Raw genomic sequence first — 22148 nt, 5'->3', positions numbered from 1 at the left:
GACCTGCACAGTAGATCAAGCCCGACCACCTCATAGCCAGGAGCACGACGACACCCATGGAGCTGACGCTGCTCGGCACGGCCGGTCCCAAGGGCTGGCCCCAGCCGTTCTGCACCTGTGCCTCCTGTCTGGGGTGCACCGGTCCGGTGGTGCGCGGGCCCGCCTGCGTGCTGCTCGACGGCACGCTGTTGCTCGACTGCGGGCCCGAGCCCGCGCACGCGGCCGCACGGGCCGGACACCCGTTGACCGGGGTGCGGCGACTGCTCCTGAGCGGTCCGGCCGAGTCCGCGCCGCTGGCCTGGCTGCCCGCGGCCGGGCTGGTCGAGGTGGTCGCGCCGTCCGGGCCGCCGGCCTGGCTGCCCGCGCCCCCGGCGGGCGGACCGCACTGGCGACAGGTGGCCGAGGAGGACACGTTCGACCTGGACGGGCACCGCATACGGGTGCTGCCCGGCGGTACCCCCGGGCGCGTCGCATACGAGGTGACCGGCACCGACGGAACCCGGCTGCTGTACGCGCCGCCCTCCGCGCTGCCGCCCGAGGCGGAGGCGACCCGGGCCTGGACGCGCGAGGGCGGGCACTACGACGTGGTGCTTTTGGACGTGGTCTCGTGGCCGGAGCGACTGGCCACGCTGCGCCGCGACGGTGCGGTCACCGAGGACACCGATGTGCTGGCGATACACCTGTCGCACGAGTCGCCGCCGGGCGAGGAACTGCACCGTCGGCTGGCCGCGTGGGGGGCCCGCGCGGTGCCCGACGGCGGCCTGGTCCGGGTCGGCGCGGACGCCTCGCCCGCGCCGCGGCCGCATCGCACGCTGGTCCTGGGCGGCGCCCGCTCGGGCAAGTCGGCGGAGGCCGAACGGCGCCTGGCGGCCTGCCCGGACGTGCTCTACGTGGCCACCGGCGGCACCCGCGAGGGCGATTCCGAATGGGCCGAGCGGATCGCGCTGCACCGCGACCGGCGCCCGGACACCTGGGACACCGCCGAGACGGTCGAGCTGACCCGGCTGCTCGCCGAGGCCCGACAACCGCTCCTGGTGGACTGCCTGTCGTTGTGGCTGACCGCGGTGATGGACGCGCACGGCGCGTGGGACGACGCCCGGTGGGCGGCGGGGGCGCGCGAGGCGGTACGGGCCGACATCACCGCATTGGCCGCCGCCTGGCGGGCCTGCCTGGTCCCGGTGGTCGGCGTCAGCAACGAGGTCGGCAGCGGCGTGGTGCCCCCGACCCCGGCCGGCCGCCGCTTCCGCGACGAGCTCGGCCGACTCAACGCCACCATCGCCGGCGAATCCGACGAGGTGCTGCTGGTCGTCGCCGGCCAGGTCCTCACCCTGCGCAGCCTCCCCCGCCGGGCAAGGCACGCGGCGTCGTAGCCGCCGGGCACTCCCGAGACCGACCCGGAGGCCCGGTCGGCTCCCCCGCCGGGTGCGTCCGCGGTCTGCGCACGCATCGGGCGGTGCGTGCCGAGCGGCCGGAGCGGGCGGACCCGACCCGGAACCGCCGAGCCGGGACCACGGCGCCGGACCCGTCGCCGCCCGCCCGACCGCACAACTACCCTGACCGGGTGACAATCGACCTCGACTCCCTGGCCGCACAGGTGGAGCGCCCCGACGACGACGCCCGTGCCCGCGTGCGCGAACACCTCATCGCCGTGACGGGCGCGCCGAACGCCTACGGCCGACTCGAAGATCTCGCGATCTGGTTCGCCTCGGTCCAGGGCGGCAAGACCACCGCGCCCATCGGTGCGCCCCGCGTGGTGCTGTTCGCCGCCGACCACGGCGTCGCCGCCCACGACGTGTCGGTCCGCCGTCCGGGCTGGACCGCGCGCGAGGTCCTGGCCACCCTCGACGGCACCTCGGCCGCGGCCACCTTCGCGGCGGCGGTCGGCGCGCCGGTCCGGATCGTCGACATCGCCGTCGACGCCGAACCCGACGCGTTCCCCGAACACGTCTCGCGGGACCGGATCCGCCGCGCGTCCGCGCCCGTGGACACCGCCGACGCGCTCGCCCCCGGCGAGGCCGAGCGGGCGTTCGGGATCGGCATGGCCACCGCCGACGCGGAGATCGACTCCGGCGCCGACATGCTGCTGCTCGGCTCGCTGGGCGCTGCCGCGACCACGCCGGCGGCCGTCCTGATCGGGGCGTTGACCGGCATGGACGCGGCGGCCGTGATCGGTCGCGGCTCCGGCATCGACGACGCGACCTGGATCCGTAAGTGCGCCACGATCCGCGACGCGCTGCGCCGGGCCCGGCCGGTGCTGGGCGACCCGATGCGCCTGCTCGGCGTCTCCGGTGGGGCCGACTTCGCGGCGATGACCGGATTCCTGCTCCAGTGCTCGATCCGGCGTACCCCCGTGCTGCTGGACGACGTGGCCACCGCCGCGTCCGCGCTGGTCGCGCAGCGCATCTCGTACCGCTCCCCCGACTGGTGGCTGGCCGGCCACGTCACCCCCGAGCCGGGGCACGTCAAGGCGCTGGACCGGCTGGCCCTGGAACCGGTCCTGGACTACCGGGTCAGGGGCGGCGAGGCGGTCGGCGCACTGCTCGCGCTGCCGGTGCTGCGCGCCGCGGTCGACCTGGTGGCCCGGGTGCACCCCGCCCCGTGAGCGGGGGTACCACCTCGGCCGGTCTGCGCCTGGCGTTCGGCATCCTGTCGGTGATCCCGGTCCGGGTCGATCGGGTGGACCGCCCGGTGGCCGGCCGGGCGATGGCCTGCGCACCGCTGGTCGGCCTGGTCCTGGGCGGCCTGGCGGCCGGTGTGCTGGCGCTCGCCGCGCGGGCCGGCACCGGCGCGTTCACCGCCGCGGCACTCGCGATCGGCACCCTGGCGCTGCTCACCCGCGGGCTGCACCTGGACGGCCTGGCCGACACCGCCGACGGCCTCGGCTCGGCCAAGCCCGCACCGGACGCGCTGCGGATCATGAAGGCGTCCGACATCGGCCCGTTCGGTGTCCTGAGCCTGTTGTTCCTGGTGTCGATCGAGATCGGTGCGCTGGTCCGGCTCCAGCAGCACGGCTCGGCCCCGGCTGCGGCGGGCCTGGCGCTGGCCGTGGTGACCGGCCGCACCGCGCTGTCGCTCGCCTGCGGCCCGGGGGTGCCCTCGGCCCGGCCGGACGGGCTCGGCGCGATGGTCGCCGGCACCGTCGGGCGCGGTGTGCTCCTGGCCTGGTCGCTGGTCCTGCTCGCGGCCGCCGGGCTGTACGGCGTGGTCCAGGGTCCCGCCGAAGGACTGCGCGCACTCGGCGCGGCAGCCGCCGGACTCGCCGCCGGCGCCCTGCTGTTGCGGCACACCGTCCGCCGATTCGGCGGGATCACCGGCGACGTGCTGGGGGCCGTCGTGGAGATCTCGGGGTGCGTCGCGCTGCTGGTCGTGTCCACTGGCTGAGACGTTTGCCGGGAAGGCGTGAAATGCTGACCGTGAACGTATCTTCCATACGGCTCGTCACCGCTCGACGAGGCATCCCGAGCAAGGATCGCCGCGTCGGTGCCCCACCGATCGTGCGGGCATTCAGCACCCCCGAGAGATGAGAGACAGGACACTCGTGACCACACTGAGTATCGGCTCCACCGCGGCCCTTTCCCTGCGCGCCGACGTTCTCGTGATCGGCGCCGTCAAGGGCGAGGACGGCGCCGTCGTCGCCGAGGGCAGCGAAAGCATCGCCGCGGCGTTCGACGGCCGACTCACCGACACCCTGTCCGCGCTCGACGCCACGGGCGCCGAGGGCGAACTACACCGCGTCCCGACCTTCGGCGCGGCCAAGGCCCCGCTCGTGCTGGTGATCGGCCTCGGCGAGCGGCCCGCCGACGGCTTCACGCACGAGACGCTGCGGCGGGCCGGCGGCACCGTGGCCCGGGCGCTCGCGGGCGTCAAGAAGGCGGGCGTGGCCCTGCCCCTGGCCGGTGCGGAGGCGGTGGGTGCGTTCGGGGAGGGCGTACTGCTCGGCGCGTACTCGTTCGAGACCTACCGGGAGAAGTCGCGCGAGGGCCGCAAGGACGCGGTCCAGGACGTGGTGCTGCTCGGCATCAAGGGCCGGGACAAGGCCGCCAAGGCCGCCGTGGAGCGCGCCGCGATCACCGCGCAGAGCGTGAACCAGGCCCGCGACCTGGTCAACACCCCGCCGAACGACCTGAACCCGAAGGACTTCGCCGCGATCGCGGTGGACACCGGCAAGAACGCCGGCTTCAAGGTCGAGGTGCTCGACGACAAGGCGCTCGCCAAGGGCGGCTTCGGCGGCATCCTGGGCGTCGGCCAGGGCTCGGCCAACAAGCCGCGCCTGGTCCGGCTGGGCTACACGCACCCCAAGGCCAAGCGCACCATCGCGCTGGTCGGCAAGGGCATCACCTACGACTCGGGCGGCATCTCGCTCAAGCCGGCCGGTGCCAACGAGACGATGAAGATGGACATGGGCGGCGCGGCGGCCGTCCTGGGCGCGGTCGCGGCCGTGGCCCGGCTGGGCCTGGAGGTCAACGTGACCGGCTGGCTCGCGCTGGCCGAGAACATGCCCTCCGGCACCGCGACCCGTCCCGGCGACGTGCTGCGGATGTACGGCGGCCGCACGGTCGAGGTGCTCAACACCGACGCCGAGGGCCGGCTGGTCCTGGCCGACGCGATCACGCGGGCGTGCGAGGAGTCGCCGCAGATGCTGATCGACGTCGCGACGCTGACCGGCGCGATGATGGTCGCCCTGGGCAACGACATGTACGGGATCATGGCCAACGACGACACCTTCCGCGACGCGGTGTACGACGCCGCGACGCGGGCGGGCGAGCAGGCCTGGCCGATGCCGCTGCCGGCGGACATGCGCAAGCAGATGGACTCGCCGATCGCGGACCTGAAGAACATGGGCAACTCGCGGATGGGCGGCGGCCTGCTCGCCGGCATCTTCCTCCAGGAGTTCGTGGCCGACGGCGTCAGCTGGGCGCACCTGGACATCGCCGGCCCGGCGTTCCACGAGGGCGAGGCCGGCGGCTACCGGCCCAAGGGCGGCACCGGTGTGGCCGTGCGCTCGCTGCTCCAGGTCGCGCAGGACGTGGCGGACAACCGGATCTGATCCGCGGACCGGTGCCGCGGCCGGGAACCGGGGCGGTTCCGACCCGATTCCCGGTATCCGCCGGCACCGTTCGGTCCGGCTCGGCCGGGGCGCCTGGGCGCTCCGGCCGAGCCGGCGGTCGCACCCGGGTCGGTCGCAATCCGCACGACCCGGTCGCCCGGGTCCCCTTCGACCGCGGTGCATCAGGAGCCGTCGGCGGACTGCCGGCGGGTCCACTCGCGCATGCGCTTGGGGTAGCCCACCAGGGCCGCCTCGTACACCGGGATGCCCAGCTTGCGCGCGAGCGTGCGCGCGGCACCGGGATCGGCGACCCGACGGCGGGTCCACTCGCCGGTGTCGGCGATGAACACCACCGTCGTCCCGCTCAGGGTGGTCACCGGTTCGATGTAGGCCTCGACTCCGTTGCGGCTGCGCGCGAACTCGCTCAGGTGCGCCGCCGCGGCGGCGGCCTGCCTGCGATCGGGCGCATCCGCGCCGGCACCGCGTTTGCGTCGGAACAACCCCACGGGGATTTCCTTCCTGTCATACGCGCATGTCATCCGCGTCGGTCCGCCGCGCGGAGGTCGTGATCGTGTCGGAACAACGAGTCGCAACGGCACGTTGTGCCCCCGATCCGCCATTTCGGCGCGGCCCTTGTGGGACAGGCAACACCGGGGCGGAGTGCTCGGTCGCTCCCGACAAGTGGGAGGATGTTGTACCGGCACTTGAGACCTTCCACAAGAAGGGGGTGCTACCCGCCGCGTCCCGCGGGGGTGGGCATCGCAATCACAGGAGGACGTGACGTGGCGAACGACGCCGGAGCCGTTTTCGATGTAGTCATTCTCGGAGGCGGGAGCGGCGGCTATGCGTGCGCCCTTCGCGCGGCCGAACTCGGTATGCGGGTCGTCCTCATCGAAAAGGGCAAGCTCGGCGGCACGTGTCTGCACAACGGCTGCATCCCGACCAAGGCGCTGCTCCACGCGGGCGAGGTCGCGGACCAGACCCGTGAGAGCGAGCAGTTCGGCGTCAAGTCGACGTTCGACGGCATCGACATCTCGGCCGTGCACGCATACAAGGACGGCGTCATCTCGCGCCTGTTCAAGGGTCTGACCGGACTGATCAACAGCCGGAAGATCACCGTCGTCGAAGGCGCCGGCAAGCTCGTGTCGCCGACCGCGGTCGAGGTGAACGGGCAGCGCTACGAGGGTCGACACGTGGTGCTCGCGACCGGCTCCGTGCCCAAGTCGCTCCCCGGCCTGGAGATCGACGGCAACCGGGTGATCAACAGCGACCACGCGCTCGTGCTCGACCGGGTCCCGCAGTCCGCGGTGGTCCTGGGCGGCGGCGTGATCGGCGTCGAGTTCGCCAGTGCCTGGAAGTCCTTCGGTGTGGACGTGACCATCGTCGAGGCGCTGCCGCACCTGGTGGCCCTGGAGGACGAGGCGTCCAGCAAGCTTTTGGAGCGCGCCTTCCGCCGGCGCGGGATCAAGTTCGAGCTCGGTGCGCGCTTCGCCGGTGTCGAGTACACCGACGCGGGCGTCCGGGTCTCGCTGGAGAACGGCAAGCAGATCGAGGCCGAGCTGCTGCTCGTCGCCGTCGGTCGCGGCCCGGTCTCGGCGGGACTGGGCTACGAGGAGGCCGGCGTCGCGATGGACCGCGGCTACGTCCTGGTCGACGAGTACTGCGCCACCAACGTGCCGACGATCTCGGCCGTTGGCGACCTCATCCCCACCCTCCAGCTCGCCCACGTCGGTTTCGCCGAGGGCATCCTGGTCGCCGAGCGGATCGCCGGGCTGAACCCGGTGCCGATCGACTACGCGGGCGTGCCGCGCGTGACCTACTGCGACCCGGAGGTGGCCTCGGTCGGCCTCACCGAGGCGCAGGCGGTCGAGCGCTACGGCTCGGACAAGCTCGCCACGATCAGCTACAGCCTCGGCGGCAACGGCAAGAGCCAGATCCTCAAGACGACCGGCCAGGTCAAGGTCGTCTCGGTCAAGGACGGCCCGGTCGTCGGCATCCACATGGTCGGCGCCCGCATGGGTGAACTGACCTCGGAGGCCCAGCTGATCTACAACTGGGAGGCCCTGCCGGCCGAGGTCGCCCAGCTCATCCACCCGCACCCGACGCAGTCCGAGGCGCTTGGCGAGGCCCACCTCGCGTTGGCGGGCAAGCCGCTGCACGTCCACGACTGACGACGCGCCCCCAATCGCGCCCCGTCATCCAAGACACACGCCTTGAAGCGTTGAGAAGGAGTCATTGACCCATGCCGGTCTCCGTAACACTGCCCGCGCTCGGCGAGAGCGTGCAGGAGGGCACCATCACCCGCTGGCTCAAGCAGGAGGGTGAGCGCGTCGAGCTGGACGAGCCCCTGCTCGAGGTCTCGACCGACAAGGTCGACACCGAGATCCCCTCCCCCGCCGCCGGCATTCTGGTGTCCATCAAGGCCCAGGAAGACGACACGGTCGACGTCGGCGCCGAACTGGCCGTGATCGACGACGGCACCGGTGCCGAGGCGCCGGCCACGGCCGGCTCGCCGGCGCAGGAGACTGCCGCTCAGGCCGCCCCGGCCGAGCCCGCACAGGCGGAGCCCGCACAGGCGGAGCCCGCGCAGGCCCAGGCCGCTCAGGCCGCCCCCGCCGAGCCGGCCGCGCCCGCCGCGGCTCCGGCCGCCCCCGCCGGCGACGTGCAGGGCACCCCGGTGCTGCTGCCCGCGCTCGGCGAGAGCGTGCAGGAAGGCACCATCACCCGCTGGCTCAAGCAGGAGGGTGACACGGTCGAGGCCGACGAGCCGCTCCTGGAGGTCTCGACCGACAAGGTCGACACCGAGATCCCGGCGCCGATCGGTGGCGTGCTGCTGAAGATCAGCGTCGCCGAGGACGAGACGGTGGAGGTCGGCGCCGAGCTGGCCGTCATCGGCGCGCCCGGTTCCGCACCGGCCGCGGCGCCCGCTCCGGCTGCCGCCGCTCCGGCGCAGCAGGCTCCGGCGCAGCAGGCACCGGCTCCGGCGGCTCCCGCACCGGCTCCGCAGGCTCCGGCGGCTCCGGCCCCGGCACCTGCCCCCAAGCCCGCTCCGGCGCCCGCTCCGGCCCCGGCACCGGCCGCGCAGCAGCCCGCACCGGCCGCGCAGCAGCCCGCTTCGGCCGCTCCGCAGCTCACCCCGCCGGCCGAGGCGGACGGCGCGTACGTCACGCCGCTCGTGCGCAAGCTGGCCGCCGAGCACAACGTGGACCTGGGCTCGATCGCGGGCACCGGCATCGGTGGCCGGATCCGCAAGCAGGACGTCCTGGAGACGGCCCGCAAGCAGCAGGCGGCCCAGGCCGCCGCCGCGGCATCGGCTCCGGCCGCCGCCCCGGCCGCGTCCACCGCCAAGGCCCCGGCCGCGGTCGAGCCGTCGCCGCTGCGCGGTCGTACCGAGAAGCTCTCGCGCATGCGCACGGTGATCGCCAAGCGCATGGTCGAGTCGCTGCAGACCTCGGCCCAGCTGACCACGGTCGTGGAGGTGGACGTCACCAACATCGCCCGCCTGCGCGACCGGGCCAAGAACGACTTCGTGGCGCGCGAGGGCGTCAAGCTGTCGTTCATGCCGTTCTTCGCGAAGGCGGCCGTCGAGGCGCTCAAGATCCACCCGGTCCTGAACGCGTCGATGGACCTGGCCGCGGGCACCGTGACCTACCACGACGCCGAGCACCTGGTGATCGCGGTGGACACCGACCGCGGCCTGATGGTCCCGGTCATCCACAACGCGGGCGATCTGAACATCGCGGGCCTCTCGCGCAAGATCTCCGACCTGGCCGAGCGCACCCGCACCAACAAGGTGAGCCCGGACGAGCTGGCCGGCGGCACGTTCACGCTGACCAACACCGGTTCGCGCGGCGCGCTGTTCGACACGCCGATCTTCCCGCAGCCGCAGGTCGCGATGCTCGGCACGGGCGCGGTCGTCAAGCGCCCGGTCGTGGTCAACGACCCGACGCTCGGCGAGGTCATCGCGGTCCGTTCGATGGTGTACCTGGCCCTGTCCTACGACCACCGCCTGGTGGACGGCGCGGACGCGGCCCGCTTCCTGCAGACGGTGAAGACCCGCCTGGAGGAAGGCGCCTTCGAAGGCGACCTCGGCCTGTAGGACATGCCGCGGCGGACCCGTTCCGCAACGGTGGGCACGTCCCGAAGGCGGTCCGGACATCTCGTCCGGGCCGCCTTCGGCATGTCCGGGGTCCGGTGGGAAAGGATGGCGGCATGCGCATCGCCGTCACCGGTTCGTCCGGCCTCGTGGGTTCCGCTCTCGTCCGCTCGCTGGCCGCCGACGGCCACGAGGTGGTCCGGCTGGTCCGCCGGTCTCCCGGCGGACCGGACGAGGTCCGCTGGGACCCGCACGCGGGCACCGTGGACACCGCCGCCCTCGGCCCGGTGGACGCGGCGGTGCACCTGGCCGGCGCGGGCATCGGTGACAAGCGCTGGACGGCCGCGTACAGGCGCGAACTGCGCGACAGCCGGGTCCTGGGCACCGCGGCCCTCTCGCGCGCGCTGGCGGCCCTCGAACCGGCGCCGCGGGTACTGCTGTCCGGTTCCGCGATGGGGTTCTACGGCGACACCGGCGACCGTGAGGTGGACGAGTCCGCCCCGCCCGGCCGCGGCTTCCTGGCCGACCTGTGCACCGAGTGGGAGGCCGCCACCGCACCCGCCCTGGAGGCCGGCATCCGGGTCGCGCACCTGCGCACCGGCCTGGTGCTGGACCGCTCCGGCGGCACGCTGCGCCGAATGATCCCGCTGGTCAAGGCCGGTGTGGGCGGCCGGCTCGGGTCGGGCCGGCAATACTGGAGCTTCATCTCGCTCGCCGACGAGGTGTCCGCGATCCGGCACGCCCTGGACCACCCCGACCTCGCCGGCCCGATCAACCTGACCGCACCGCACCCGGTCACCAACGCCGAGGCGACCAAGGCCCTGGGCAAGGCCCTGCACCGCCCCACCGTCCTGCCCGTCCCCGCCTTCGCCCTGCGCGCCGTCCTCGGCGACTTCGGCAACGAGATCCTCACCGGCCAACGCGTACTCCCCCGGGCCCTCCTCACCTCGGGCTTCACCTTCGAACACCCCACCATCGAATCCGCCCTCACCGCCGCCCTGGCCCATTGACCCGACGCCCACCCCACCCCAACCCCGGGCGCCGACCACGACGCGACCCGGGCCCATGAAGCGTTGCCCGGGCTCGGGGGGTGCGGCTCGCGGTGCCGGGTGCGCCGGGGTCCGGGGGGTTCGTGATCGGCTTTTTTTGGGCCAACTCCCGTGCGTGACAGGGCGATTACGGCAATTTCCCTGGGTATGACCTGTAGGCGACGAAACCGACTCCGCGGCGCCTGCGGCCGTGGGCAGGGGGACGGGAGGACGACCGTGGTCGACGTGCGTCGAACCGAGGTGATCGTGGTGGGGGCCGGTCTGGCCGGCCTGAGCGCGGCACGGAGCGTGGCTGCGGCGGGGGTTCCGGTGACCGTTCTGGAGGCTGCGGAGCGACCCGGAGGGCGGGTGCGCACCGATCTCGTGGACGGGTTCCGGGTCGATCACGGCTTCCAGTCGCTGACCACCTCGTGGCCCCAGGTGAGCCGGCAACTGGACGTCTCCGCCCTCGGGTTGCGCCCGTTCCAGGCCGGTGTACTGCTTCACGACGACGGCCGCATCCATCGGGTCGGCGACGTCCGCCGGGTGCGGGACGCGATCGGCGGGCTGCGCAACGGCAGCGGCACCGAGCGGGCGCGGGTGGCCGCGTTGCTCGCCCGGACCGCGTCCGCTCCGGTGGCCCGGGTGATGAGCGCTCCGGAGCTGGCCGTCGCCGACGCGCCGACGATGCGCGCGCTGCCGCCCGAGTTGGCCCGTCGTACGCTGCGCCCGCTGCTGGCCATGCTGTTGCACGATCCCGCGCTGTGTTCGTCCAGCCGGTTCGCCGAGTTGATGCTGCGTTCGTTCCTGCGCGGCCGGGTGGCGCTGCCCGCCCGCGGCATGGCGGCCGTGCCGGCGCAGCTCGCGGCCGGGCTGCCGGCCGGGGTGGTGCGCCACGGCGTGCGGGTGTTGTCCGTCTCGGCCGACCGGGTACTCACCGACGTGGCGGGCGAGATCCGCGCCGGCGCGGTGATCGTGGCCACCGATCCGACCACGGCGGTGGCGCTGCTGCCGGGCCTGCGGATGCCCGCGTTCCACCCGGTGACCACGCTGTACCACGTGGCCCGCGGTGCCCCCCGGCCCGACGCGTCACTGCTCCTGGATGCCGAACCCCGCAGCCCGTTCACCCACACCACGGTGGTCAGCCAGGTCGCGCCCACCTACGCGCCGGACCGCCGGGCCCTGATCGCCACGACCGTCCTGGGCCACGACGGCACGGAGCCGGCCAAGCTCGAACTGCGGGTCCGCGAACGGCTGGCCGTCGTGTACGACACGCCCACCACCGAGTGGGCGCACCTGACCACCTGTCACATCGCCCGCGCCGTCCCCGTGGTCGAACCCGGCCACAACTTCCGCCGCCCGGTCCGCCTGATCGGCGGCCTGTACGTCTGCGGCGACCATCGCGACTCCAGCTCCATCCAGGGCGCCCTGGCCTCCGGCCGCCGAGCCGCCCGCTCCGCCCTCGCCGACCTGGGCGTCCTGGCGGCCTAGGACCGGCCCCAACGCGCCCACCCGAGGCCCCAATTCCGCGGCATCCGAGCCTTGGGCAGCGGGTGGGCGGGCGCCGACGGCGCGAGCCGACCGGGACGCACCCGCAGCTCGCGCTCGAGCGTTCCGCACGAACCCTCAGGCCGTGTGGACAAAGCACCCCGACCGCGCCTCGAACTCCCGCACCGCCGGCACATCCCGATACGGCGCCAACCGATGCGTGAACTCGCGCACGTAGTCCACCGCCCGCGACGAGCGCAGGCCCTCCGCCTGCTCCGTCGCCTCCGCCTCGATCCGGCACGCCTGTTCGACCTCGCCCAACTCCAACAACGCGGTGGCCAGGATCGTCTGGCAGAACAGCCGGCTGCGGGTGTACTCGCCACCGCGCAACAGCAGCGACCGCTCGGCATACTCGCGGGCCTTGTCGTAGTCCTCCAAGTCCCGGTAGCAGTGCGCGTGATCGTCGGTCAGCTGCGCCTCGTTCATGAACGCGACCCACTCCGGCTCCTCGTCCCCCGGGGCGACGCACTCCAACGCCTGCTCCGCACGCAGCAGCGCCGCACCGCAGGCCCGCGCGTCCCCGAGCAGCCCGTGCCCGCGCGCCTCGACCGCGTGGAACAACGCCCGGACCCGGGGCGTGGCCACCGCCGAGGCGCCCTGCTGGGCCACGCGCGCCAGTTGCACCGCCTCGCGCCCGTGGCCGAGGTAGACCGCCTGTCGGCTCATCGTGGACAGCACGAACCCGCCCAGCGCCCGATCCCCGGACGCCTGGGCCAACCGCAGCGCCTGGACGAAGTAGCGCTGCGCCATCCCGTGCACGCCCACGTCGTACGCCATCCAGCCGACCAGCCGGGTGAGCGTGGCCGCCGCGCCGAACAGCGCGCTGCCGGTGCGCGAGTCGTACGTCCCGCGCAGTATCGCGGTCACCTCCGTGTCGAGGTAGCGCACCAGCGCCTGTCTGCCGTGCCCGCCGCCGAACGAGTTGTCCAACCGCCGGAACGCCTCGCCGACCGCGCGCACCGCGGCCACGTCGCCGAGCCCGACCCGATCGCCGTCCTGCCGGGCGGGCCGCTCGTCGCCGGCGCCGATCAGCCAGTCCCGGCTGGGCACCACCAGCGCCCCGGGCGTGAACGCGGCCTCCACCAGCGCCGATCGCTGCGCCGAGTCGGCCTGCCACATGCCCGTGACGATCTCGACCGCCTCGGGCGGCCCCGACGCGTATTCGAGCCCGGCGTAGTCCGGCCGGCACCCGGCCATGCCCAGATCCTCGGCGCTGAGCTTGCGGCCGAGTCGCTGGGTGAAGACCTCGGCCAGCAGTATCGGGACGATCCCGCGCGGATGTTGGCCACGCAGCCAGCGCGCCACGGAGGTCTTGTCGTACCGGAGATCGATGCCCTGTTCCGCACCGAGTTGGTCAACGCGTCGGGCCAGACCGGCATGTGAAAAGCCGGCTTCCTCGACAAGCGCCGCCAGCCGGTGATTGGGGCGCCGCTCGACCCTGGCTGCCATGGAGATGAACGCCTCCCGCTGGTGCGGTGGTTCGGTGTGGGTGGGTGATCGCGCGAGAATCTAGCGATTTCTGGAGCGCTACAACCCGAACGCTCGCAACAATGACCCTTTCGAGTTACCGGGCCGAGTCCGGCCAATCGGGTGGCGAATCCGGCCCGACGGCGGTCCGTGGTGGCCGAGTTCGGCAGAACCTGCCGAACCCTCGGGACCGATCCGATGCGGCGTCACCACCGGTGCGTCGCTTGCGGTGCGCGGAACCGTGGTGGAACATGCGCGAGTCAGTTCACCCGATGGGGTGATCAACACCCACGTGGCGGAACCCGAACCGCACCGCACGGCCGACCCGCCCGACCCCGCGGCCTCGCCCCGACTCGAAGGAAACGCACGCGTGACCCGGCAGCCCGACGACACCGCTCGTGGGATCGTGATCCCCCTGGCCGTGGTCGCGCTCGTGTGCCTGCTGCTCACCAGCGGGGTCTTCCTGTTCTCCGGCTCGGACGACGACAAGAGTCGCCATCGCTCACTCCCGAACGACCTGAACCTGCCGCTGCCCGCACCCGCGTACCCGCTGCCCGGCATCGGCTCGGCAAGCCCGGGGGCGACCACGTCGACGACCGCGAGCCCGAGCAGGTCGGCCGGCCGCTCCCCCTCCGCCTCGGCGAGCGCGACCGCGACCGCGACGAGTACCGGGCCCACGGCGCCCCGCACCACCGCGCCGCCCGCTCCGACCACGCCGCCCGCCCCGCCTCCGCCGGCCACCACCGGGCCCAAGGACATCTCCGTCGACGCCACGGTGACCGACTCCGGCTGGGGCGCCGACGGCACGGTGGTCATCACCAACCGCACCGCGCGCCCGCTCCCGGCCTGGGACCTCACCCTCACCACGTCCGGCCGGGGGAACGGCTTCACCATGCTCTGGGGCGAGGGCATGCGCACCAGCACCGATCGCGGCATCGCGACCGCGCGCGGCAACGGCCCACTGGCCCCCGGAGCCAGTGCGGTGATCGAGTTCGGGCTGTACGGCCGGGTCGAGTCGATCGGCTGCACCTTCACCGGCGTCACCTGCACCGTCCGCGGGCTCGACGCCGGCCATCGGTGACGTTCGCCCCCGTCGTACGCTGGTCGGCGTGACCAGCTTCTTGCGATTCGTGCACTTGGGCCTCGGCGCCGCCGCCGTTCCGTACGAGGCCGCCTGGGAGGAGCAGCGCCGCGTCCACGAGCAGGTGGTGAGCGGCGAATCCCCGGATACCTGCCTGCTCTTGGAACACCCCGCGGTCTACACCGCGGGCCGCCGTACGGACCCCTCCGAGCGCCCGATGGACGGCACCCCCGTGGTGGACGTGGACCGGGGCGGCAAGATCACCTGGCACGGCCCCGGGCAGCTCGTCGGCTACCCGATCGTGCGGCTGCCCGAGCCGGTCGACGTGGTCGCGCACGTGCGCCGGATGGAGGAGGCGCTGATCCGGGTCTGCGCCGACCTGGGCCTGGCGACCACCCGGATCGAGGGTCGCAGCGGTGTCTGGGTCCTGGGCGACGCGGTGCCGCCGAGCCCGGCCCCGGTCGGCGGGCTCGATCTGCGGCTGGACAGCCGCCTGGCGGCCGGCCCCGACCCGCGCCTGCACCCGGAGTTCGACCCGCGCCTGGCCGGCCCGGAGTACGCGCCTTCCAACGCGGGCCAGCGCGGCGACGACCGCAAGCTCGCGGCGATCGGCGTCCGGGTCTCGCGCAAGGTGACCATGCACGGCTTCGCGATCAACTGCGACGCGGACATGACGTACTACGACCGGATCGTGCCGTGCGGCATCAAGGACGCCGGCGTCACCTCGCTGAGCCGCGAACTCGGCCGCGAGGTAACGGTCGCCGAGGTACTGCCGCTGGCCGAGAAGCACCTGGCCGAGGTGTTCGCGCACGTGCCCGTGTGAGGCGTGGATCGTGCTCCGCGTGACGCCCGCCGCGCGCTCGGTGTGACGCGGAGTCCCTCAGCCGCGTGACGCACGCCTCGTACCGAATCCGGCATCCGGGGAATCCACCCGGGTTCGTCCCGGTTGCCACCGGATGGGCCGTCCGGAGGCCCGAATCCCTCGGCGTACTCTGGACGTACCGCCCCACCACGGCCCGGACCATCCAGTCGGGCCCACCGCAGTCTGTCCCGCCCCGCAGGCTGCCCCGAGCAAAGGGAGTCGCGCGTGTCCGCTGTCGCACCCGACGGCCGCAAGCTGCTTCGCCTGGAAGTCCGCAACGCCGAGACTCCCATCGAGCGCAAGCCTTCGTGGATCAAGACCCGGGCGAAGATGGGCCCCGAGTACACCGAGCTCAAGCAACTCGTGAAGCGCGAGGGGCTGCACACGGTGTGCGAGGAGGCCGGTTGTCCCAACATCTACGAATGCTGGGAAGACCGCGAGGCGACCTTCCTGATCGGCGGCGACCAGTGCACCCGGCGCTGCGACTTCTGCCAGATCGACACCGGCAAGCCGGCCGAGCTCGACCGTGACGAGCCGCGCCGCGTCGCGGAGTCGGTCCAGGCGATGGGCCTGAAGTACGCGACCGTCACCGGTGTCGCCCGCGACGACCTGCCCGACGGCGGTGCGTGGCTGTACGCGGAGACGGTCCGCCAGATCAAGCAGCTGAACCCGGGCACCGGCGTGGAACTGCTGATCCCGGACTTCACCGCGCAGCCGGACCAGCTGGCCGAGGTGTTCTCCTCCCGTCCCGAGGTGCTCGCGCACAACATCGAGACGGTGCCGCGGATCTTCAAGCGCATCCGCCCGGGCTTCCGGTACGAGCGCTCGCTCGACGTGATCACCCAGGCCCGGGCGGACGGCCTGGTCACCAAGTCCAACCTGATCCTGGGCATGGGCGAGGAACGCGCCGAGATCAGCCAGGCCATGCAGGACCTGTACGACGCCGGCTGCGAGCTGCTGACCATCACGCAATACCTGCGGCCGAGCGTGCGGCACCACCCCGTCGAGCGCTGGGTGCGCCCGGAGGAGTTCGTCGAGCTGAACGAGGAGGCCGAGGAGATCGGCTTCGCGGGCGTGCTCTCCGGCCCCCTGGTCCGCTCCTCGTACCGCGCGGGCCGGCTGTACCGCCAGGCGCTCGAAGTGCGCGACTCCCGCTCCGCTTCGGGCGAAGGTATGCAGACTTTCACGTCGGTTTGACCCGGACGTCATCATTTGGTAACACATTGTTGCGAGAGTCGACCTCAGTGCGGTGAGCCTTCGCACCCGAAACAGGTAGGGGGAACGACGTTCATGCACGACACGCAGCAGGGCAACGCCTCGGTGCTGCGAGACGCGTTCGATCGCGGCTTCGCAGTCCGCAGGGCGACCGTGGGCCGGGTCTTCCGGGCCGTCGAGACCGTGCTGATGTTCGAGGGCGGTCAGCGCACCGCGCGCCGCAACGCGTGGGCGGCCGTATGTGCCGACCGCAACCGTGCCCGCGCCCGCGCCGAGGCCTCCGACATCCTGGCCCGGCTCGCCCCGGTCAACCCGGCCCCGGGCACCGGCTCGCACTGACGCGCGTTGCCGCACGTTGCGCCGTACGGCCGTGCGCCGGAGGTTCGCCTCCGGTCGGACGGCCGTATCGCTGCGCCGCTCGCATGAAGGTTCGGACAAGCTGTCGGCAGGCATTGTCCGGGGTGCACGACACGCCAGTATCCTTTTCACATGGCGAGCAAGGAACCATCCGAGAAGAGCGGCCGGCTGAAGCAGATCCGGCTCGCCTACCAGCAGACGAAGAAGGCCGATCCCTGGGTCGGCTTGATTGTGGCGGCCTGGGGCCTGGGCGTATTCGCAGTACTCCTGGCCATCGGCTTCTGGTGGGGACATCCGATCTACCTGGGCATCTTCGGTGCCCTCGTGGGTCTGCTCGCGGCGGCCTTCATCTTCGGGCGACGGGCCGAGAAGTCGGTGCTCGGCCAGATGGAGGGCCAGCCCGGCGCCGCGTTGGCGGTCATGCAGTCACTCAAGCGTGGCTGGGTCGTGACCCCCACCGTGGCCATCACCCGCCAGCAGGATGTCGTCCACCGCGCCGTGGGTCGCCCCGGCATCATCCTGGTGGGCGAGGGCCAGCCCGGTCGCGTCGCGCGACTGCTGGCCGATGAGAAGAAGCGTATGTCCCGCCTGGTGGCGAGCACGACGGTGCACACGATCATCGTCGGCAACGACGAGGGTCAGGTCCCGCTGCTCAAGCTGCAACGGCACATCATGAAGCTGACGCCGACCATGGCCAAGCCCGAGGTCGCGGTGGTCAACGACCGCCTGCGCGCGGTCGGCGACCTGATGAAGAACATGCCGGTGCCCAAGGGCCCGATGCCGAAGGGCGCGCGCATGCCGCGCGGCCCGCGCGGCTGACCCTTCGCGGCCGGACCCACCACGCGACACGACAGCACCACCCGTCCCCACCCGATCACGAGAGCGGCGGCGATCCGATATCGGATCGCCGCCGCTCTTTCCGCTGTCGTGGCGTTTTCGCTGTCCTGCCTTGCTGCGCAGGCGCTCGCCGCGGAGGTGCCGCGCGGTGTCGCGGGTCGTTGCGCCCGCGCCCGCCGTGTTACGAACTACGCACGCACCACGGCGGTGCCGACCGCCTTGTCGTGGAACCCGCGCCCGTCCCGGTCGTAGATCGCCGGCGGGATCACCAGGCACAGCAGGAACGTGCGCACCACGACCGCGAGCGGCAACAGCGTGTCGCGAGTGACCGAGACCACCCGGATGCCCATGATGCGCTTGCCGAAGGTCCAGCCGATCGTGCTCACCAGGAGCAGGTTCTCGGCGGCGAACAGGGCGAGGGTGCCCCAGCTCGTCCCGGTGTCGTTGAGGTCGCCGCCGCCCAGGAAGGACAGCGCAATGACGTAGCAGATGCCCCAGTCGATGAGCAGGGCGATCAGCCTGCGCCCGGTCGGCGCCAGTGAATTGGGCCCGTCCTCGGGCAGCCCGAGACGCTTGCCGCGGTAGCCGAAGTCTTCGCCCGCCGTCCCGGGGGCCTGGTTCCGCGATGCGGTCGTGTTCTCGTCCACCCCTCCAAAGTAGACGAGCCGGGCCGATTCGCCCGCCCCGGGGTGCGCGTGGTCGGGTTGATCATGGGCATGCATCCAGGCAAGACGGGCTAGACCGTACGGGTGTGTGCGTAACATCCCGGAAACACGAGGGACACCGACGGGAAACCGCTCCCGCCTACCTTCGAGGCCTAGTGGCCACCGGGGAGGAGGCCGCTCCCCGCGAACGCAACTACCCGCGCCTGGCGCCGGGTCGAGGAGGATTGATGTTCAACAACGCCGAAGAGGTGTCGCGATACATCGCCGACAACGACGTCAAGTTCATCGACGTTCGTTTTTGCGACCTGCCTGGCGTGATGCAGCACTTCACGGTCCCGGCGAAGACGTTCGACCCGACCGAGACGCTGGCATTCGACGGATCCTCGATCCGCGGCTTCCAGGCGATCCACGAGTCGGACATGGCGCTTCGCCCCGACCTGTCCACGGCGCGGCTCGACCCGTTCCGCAAGGACAAGACGCTCAACATCAACTTCTTCATCCACGACCCGCTGACGGATGAGGAGTACAGCCGCGACCCGCGCAACGTCGCGAAGAAGGCCGAGCGCTACCTCGCCGGCACCGGCATCGCCGACACGGCGTACTTCGGCCCCGAGGCCGAGTTCTACGTGTTCGACAGCGTGCGCTTCGCGACCGGCGCGAACGAGTCCTTCTACCACATCGATTCCGAGGCGGGCGCCTGGAACACCGGTGCGGAGGAGAACAACCGCGGCTACAAGGTCCGCTACAAGGGCGGCTACTTCCCGACCCCGCCGGTCGACCACTTCGCCGACCTGCGCGCGGAGATCTCCCTGGAGCTGGAGGCCGCGGGTCTGGAGATCGAGCGCCAGCACCACGAGGTGGGCACCGCCGGCCAGGCCGAGATCAACTACAAGTTCAACACGCTGCTGGCCGCGGCCGACGACCTGATGCTGTTCAAGTACATCGTCAAGAACGTCGCGTGGCGCAACGGCAAGACCGCGACCTTCATGCCGAAGCCGATCTTCGGTGACAACGGCTCGGGCATGCACTGCCACATGTCGCTGTGGACCGACGGCTCGCCGCTGTTCTACGACGAGCAGGGCTACGCGGGTCTGTCCGACACCGCCCGCTACTTCATCGGCGGCCTGCTCAAGCACGCCCCGTCGCTGCTCGCCTTCACCAACCCGACGGTCAACTCGTACCACCGTCTGGTCCCGGGCTTCGAGGCGCCGGTCAACCTGGTCTACTCGCAGCGCAACCGCTCGGCCTGCATCCGCATCCCGATCACGGGCAGCAACCCGAAGGCCAAGCGCGTCGAGTTCCGCGTCCCGGACCCGTCGGCCAACCCGTACCTGGCCTTCGCCGCCCAGCTGATGGCCGGCCTCGACGGCATCAAGAACAAGATCGAGCCGCTCGAGCCGGTCGACAAGGACCTGTACGAACTGGCCCCGGACGAGCACCAGGCCGTCCCCCAGGTCCCCGGCACCCTCGCCGAGGTCCTCGACGCCCTCGAAGCCGACCACGAGTACCTCCTCGAAGGCGGCGTGTTCACCCAGGACCTGATCGACACCTGGATCGAATACAAGCGCACCAAGGAAATCGACCCGGTCCGCCTGCGCCCCCACCCGCACGAGTTCGAGCTCTACTTCGACATTTAAGCCGAAGCACCGCTGACCTGCGGGTTCACCCCTTAAGCGGCCCGAGAGGGTACAACAAGGGCACTCCCCCGAAGGACAAGGCCGTCGACCGCTGCTTCCAGAGCGCGGTCGACGGCCTTCTTCGTGCGCTCCCCGCCCGTTCGGCGGCCGACCGACCACACTCGCTCCACATTCCACACTTCCACACCCCCGCCACAACGGCCCTGCCCCGCATTCGATTGCGGGAGCAGGGCCGTTTCGTTGTCGCAAACCTGCACGTCGGATACCCCCATGAGGTATTTTCGCCTCAACCTCTGGCGCTTCGATACCCCCGTAGGGTATGTTCCTGATCGCTTGATACCCCCCACGTGTATCTACGGAGTGATCACCATGTCCCAATCGCAGGCGGCACCCAACCCACGGCGTTGGTCGGCGCTCGCGCTGATCGCGCTTGCTCAGTTCATGGTCATCATGGACACGTCGATCATCGGCGTGGCGTTGCCCGAGATGCGTACCGATCTCGGCTTCTCGCAGGAGAACCTGTCCTGGGTCTTCAATGCCTACGTGGTCGCCTTCGGCGGTCTGCTCCTGCTCGGCGGGCGGCTGTCCGACCTGTTCGGCGCCAAGCGCATGTTCAGTGCCGGCTGGGCCGTCCTGGGCGCCGGTTCACTCGCCGCCGGCCTCGCCGACGAGGTCTGGGTCGAACTCGCCGGGCGCGCCGTGCAGGGTGTCGGCGCCGCGCTCATCGCGCCCTCGGCCCTGACCCTGTTGATGATGCTCTTCGGCGGCAACCCCAAGGAGCTCACCAAGGCCTTCGCGCTGTACGGCGCCGCGGCCCCCGCCGGCGGTACGGCCGGCGTCTTCCTCGGCGGCCTGATCACCGAATACGCCAGCTGGCCGTGGGTCTTCTACATCAACATCCCGGTCGCGATCCTGGCCCTCGTCGCCACCCCGGCGCTGATGCCCGACGCCCCCGCCCGCCGCGGCGGCATCGACATCCTCGGTGCGATCACCGTCACCGCCGGCCTCGGCACCGTCGTGTACGCCGTCGTCCGCGCCCCGGAGACCGGTTGGACCTCGGCCGAGACGCTCCTCGTGCTCGCCGCCGGCATCGCGCTCACCGCCCTGTTCCTGCTGCTCCAGGGCAAGCGGGCCGAGCCGCTGATGCCGCTGCGCATCCTGCGTACCCCGGGCCTCGCCGGTGCCAACCTCGCCCAGTTGCTGATGGCGGGCGCCTGGATCCCGATGTGGTTCTTCCTCAACCTCTACCTTCAGCAGGTCCTCGGCCTGGGCGCCTTCGCCTCCGGCTCCGCGCTACTGCCGATGACCGTCGCAATCATGGTGATGATGATCGTGCTCGCTCCGCGGCTGATCGCCCGTTTCGGCCCGGCCCCGCTCGTGGTCGCCGGTCTCGCCGCGCTCGCCGGCGGCATGCTGTGGCTGTCCTTCGTCCGCGCCGACGGCAACTACTGGGTCGACGTCCTGCCCGCGTCCCTGCTCGCCGCCGCCGGCATGGCCCTCGCCTTCATCCCCTCCCTCGGCACGGCCATCTCCAGCGCGCGTCCCGAGGAGGGCGGCCTCGCCTCCGGCATCGTCAACACCAGCTACCAGATCGGCTCCGCGCTCGGCCTGGCCGCCATGACCGCCGTCGCCGCCGCACACGGCGCCCGGGAGGTCGGCAACCCCGCCGCCCTCACCGACGGCTTCTCCGCGGCCTTCCTCGGCGCCGCCGCGATCGCCGCCGCCGGCGCCCTGATCGCCGCCGCCACCCTGCGCAAGCCGGCACCCACCGCCGCCGCACCGGCCACCTCCGCCGACGACTCCCCCGCGCCCCTCTCGACCCACTGACCACGCCTCGGCCCAATGACCCCGGCCGATCCCACCAACCCCACCGGAACCGAAGTCGACACGGAACCGAAAACAACACCCAACCGAGGCCGACACCGAACCGAAGCCGACACCCACCCGAAGCCGACACCGAATCGAATCCGACACCCGAATCGAGGACGGCCCCCAAGCCGCAGACCACACCCTGAACCGAGACAACACCGGAATCGCCAACCACACCCGAACCGCCGACAACACGCCGAGCGCCGCCCCCCACACCCCCGGAGGGCGGCGCTCGCACATCCGCCCCACCCGCGATCGCGAGACCCCGCCGTCATCCCCAGGCGCCCCACCCGGCACGAAACCCCACCCCGACAACCCGTGCACCATCCGACGAGAAGTCCGATTCCTCCCCCCGGAGAAGGAGAAGATCACCCTTCGATGGCCCTACAGGGTGATCGGCGAAAGGACGGGCTCTGGCAGACTTGACCCATGGGGGGCA

The 22148-nt window shown here is 72.0% G+C and carries 18 protein-coding genes; 15 read left to right on the top strand and 3 right to left on the bottom strand.

The window, feature by feature from the left end; genetic code table 11:
- Nucleotides 1-56 precede the first annotated feature (56 nt).
- From ACZOOI_RS21145 to ACZOOI_RS21130, 4 genes are all read left to right on the top strand, one after another.
- Complete coding sequence (locus tag ACZOOI_RS21145) at nt 57-1370, top strand: bifunctional adenosylcobinamide kinase/adenosylcobinamide-phosphate guanylyltransferase (protein WP_465277309.1); 1314 nt, start codon at nt 57-59, stop codon at nt 1368-1370.
- Nucleotides 1371-1561: 191 nt separating this feature from the next.
- Nucleotides 1562-2602: a nicotinate-nucleotide--dimethylbenzimidazole phosphoribosyltransferase gene (locus ACZOOI_RS21140; RefSeq protein WP_465277308.1), complete on the top strand. Its 1041-nt coding sequence runs from the start codon at nt 1562-1564 to the stop codon at nt 2600-2602.
- Entirely contained in the window at nt 2599-3381 is a 783-nt protein-coding gene (locus ACZOOI_RS21135) for an adenosylcobinamide-GDP ribazoletransferase (RefSeq protein WP_465277307.1), read from the top strand. The genes ACZOOI_RS21140 and ACZOOI_RS21135 overlap by 4 nt, the downstream gene beginning before the upstream one ends.
- Before the next feature lie 157 nt (nt 3382-3538).
- Entirely contained in the window at nt 3539-5047 is a 1509-nt protein-coding gene (locus ACZOOI_RS21130; RefSeq protein ID WP_465277306.1) for a leucyl aminopeptidase, read from the top strand.
- Nucleotides 5048-5229: 182 nt separating this feature from the next.
- Here the strand turns inward: ACZOOI_RS21130 and ACZOOI_RS21125 are convergent, their stop codons facing one another.
- Nucleotides 5230-5553: a hypothetical protein gene (locus ACZOOI_RS21125; RefSeq protein WP_391582712.1), complete on the bottom strand. Its 324-nt coding sequence runs from the start codon at nt 5551-5553 to the stop codon at nt 5230-5232.
- Nucleotides 5554-5829: 276 nt separating this feature from the next.
- On the opposite strand from ACZOOI_RS21125, the gene lpdA reads away from it, so the two are divergent.
- The 4 genes from lpdA to ACZOOI_RS21105 all read left to right on the top strand — a co-directional run bounded on the left by lpdA (nt 5830) and on the right by ACZOOI_RS21105 (nt 11662).
- Nucleotides 5830-7218, top strand: a complete 1389-nt coding sequence (gene lpdA, locus ACZOOI_RS21120; protein ID WP_465277305.1) for a dihydrolipoyl dehydrogenase — start codon at nt 5830-5832, stop codon at nt 7216-7218.
- 71 nt (nt 7219-7289) lie between these two features.
- A complete protein-coding gene (gene sucB / locus ACZOOI_RS21115) occupies nt 7290-9146 on the top strand; it encodes a 2-oxoglutarate dehydrogenase, E2 component, dihydrolipoamide succinyltransferase (protein WP_465277304.1) in 1857 nt (618 codons plus the stop codon).
- 113 nt (nt 9147-9259) lie between these two features.
- The gene (locus ACZOOI_RS21110) at nt 9260-10153 is read left to right on the top strand and encodes a TIGR01777 family oxidoreductase (RefSeq protein WP_465277303.1); all 894 of its coding nucleotides are present in this window, start codon (nt 9260-9262) and stop codon (nt 10151-10153) included.
- A 264-nt stretch (nt 10154-10417) separates the two neighbouring features.
- Nucleotides 10418-11662 carry an NAD(P)/FAD-dependent oxidoreductase gene (locus ACZOOI_RS21105; RefSeq protein WP_465277302.1) on the top strand — a complete coding sequence of 415 codons (1245 nt, stop codon included), beginning with the start codon at nt 10418-10420 and terminating at the stop codon, nt 11660-11662.
- A 135-nt stretch (nt 11663-11797) separates the two neighbouring features.
- On the opposite strand, the gene ACZOOI_RS21100 is transcribed toward ACZOOI_RS21105, so the two are convergent.
- Nucleotides 11798-13168, bottom strand: a complete 1371-nt coding sequence (locus ACZOOI_RS21100; protein WP_465277301.1) for a tetratricopeptide repeat protein — start codon at nt 13166-13168, stop codon at nt 11798-11800.
- 388 nt (nt 13169-13556) lie between these two features.
- On the opposite strand from ACZOOI_RS21100, the gene ACZOOI_RS21095 reads away from it, so the two are divergent.
- From ACZOOI_RS21095 to ACZOOI_RS21075, 5 genes are all read left to right on the top strand, one after another.
- Complete coding sequence (locus ACZOOI_RS21095; RefSeq protein ID WP_465277300.1) at nt 13557-14267, top strand: hypothetical protein; 711 nt, start codon at nt 13557-13559, stop codon at nt 14265-14267.
- A gap of 28 nt (nt 14268-14295) precedes the next feature.
- Complete coding sequence (gene lipB / locus ACZOOI_RS21090) at nt 14296-15090, top strand: lipoyl(octanoyl) transferase LipB (protein ID WP_465277299.1); 795 nt, start codon at nt 14296-14298, stop codon at nt 15088-15090.
- A gap of 264 nt (nt 15091-15354) precedes the next feature.
- Nucleotides 15355-16326 carry a lipoyl synthase gene (gene lipA, locus ACZOOI_RS21085; protein WP_465277298.1) on the top strand — a complete coding sequence of 324 codons (972 nt, stop codon included), beginning with the start codon at nt 15355-15357 and terminating at the stop codon, nt 16324-16326.
- Nucleotides 16327-16419: 93 nt separating this feature from the next.
- Nucleotides 16420-16683: an SCO2195 family GlnR-regulated protein gene (locus tag ACZOOI_RS21080; RefSeq protein WP_465277297.1), complete on the top strand. Its 264-nt coding sequence runs from the start codon at nt 16420-16422 to the stop codon at nt 16681-16683.
- Nucleotides 16684-16833: 150 nt separating this feature from the next.
- Nucleotides 16834-17520 carry a DUF4191 domain-containing protein gene (locus tag ACZOOI_RS21075; protein WP_465277296.1) on the top strand — a complete coding sequence of 229 codons (687 nt, stop codon included), beginning with the start codon at nt 16834-16836 and terminating at the stop codon, nt 17518-17520.
- A gap of 206 nt (nt 17521-17726) precedes the next feature.
- Here the strand turns inward: ACZOOI_RS21075 and ACZOOI_RS21070 are convergent, their stop codons facing one another.
- On the bottom strand, nt 17727-18185 hold the full coding sequence (locus ACZOOI_RS21070; RefSeq protein WP_465277295.1) for an RDD family protein: 459 nt from the start codon (nt 18183-18185) through the stop codon (nt 17727-17729).
- 245 nt (nt 18186-18430) lie between these two features.
- Here ACZOOI_RS21070 and glnA point away from each other — a divergent pair, with 245 nt between their 5' ends.
- Nucleotides 18431-19840 carry a type I glutamate--ammonia ligase gene (glnA, locus tag ACZOOI_RS21065; RefSeq protein ID WP_465277294.1) on the top strand — a complete coding sequence of 470 codons (1410 nt, stop codon included), beginning with the start codon at nt 18431-18433 and terminating at the stop codon, nt 19838-19840.
- A 369-nt stretch (nt 19841-20209) separates the two neighbouring features.
- Nucleotides 20210-21667 (top strand): MFS transporter, encoded by a 1458-nt coding sequence (locus tag ACZOOI_RS21060; RefSeq protein WP_465277293.1) that lies wholly within the window; start codon nt 20210-20212, stop codon nt 21665-21667.
- Nucleotides 21668-22148: the final 481 nt, after the last annotated feature.

It is taken from the genome of Embleya sp. L77, from assembly GCF_055557415.1.
Note: the sequence above shows the minus strand (reverse complement) of the source record. Positions and strands in the feature narration are given on the sequence as shown.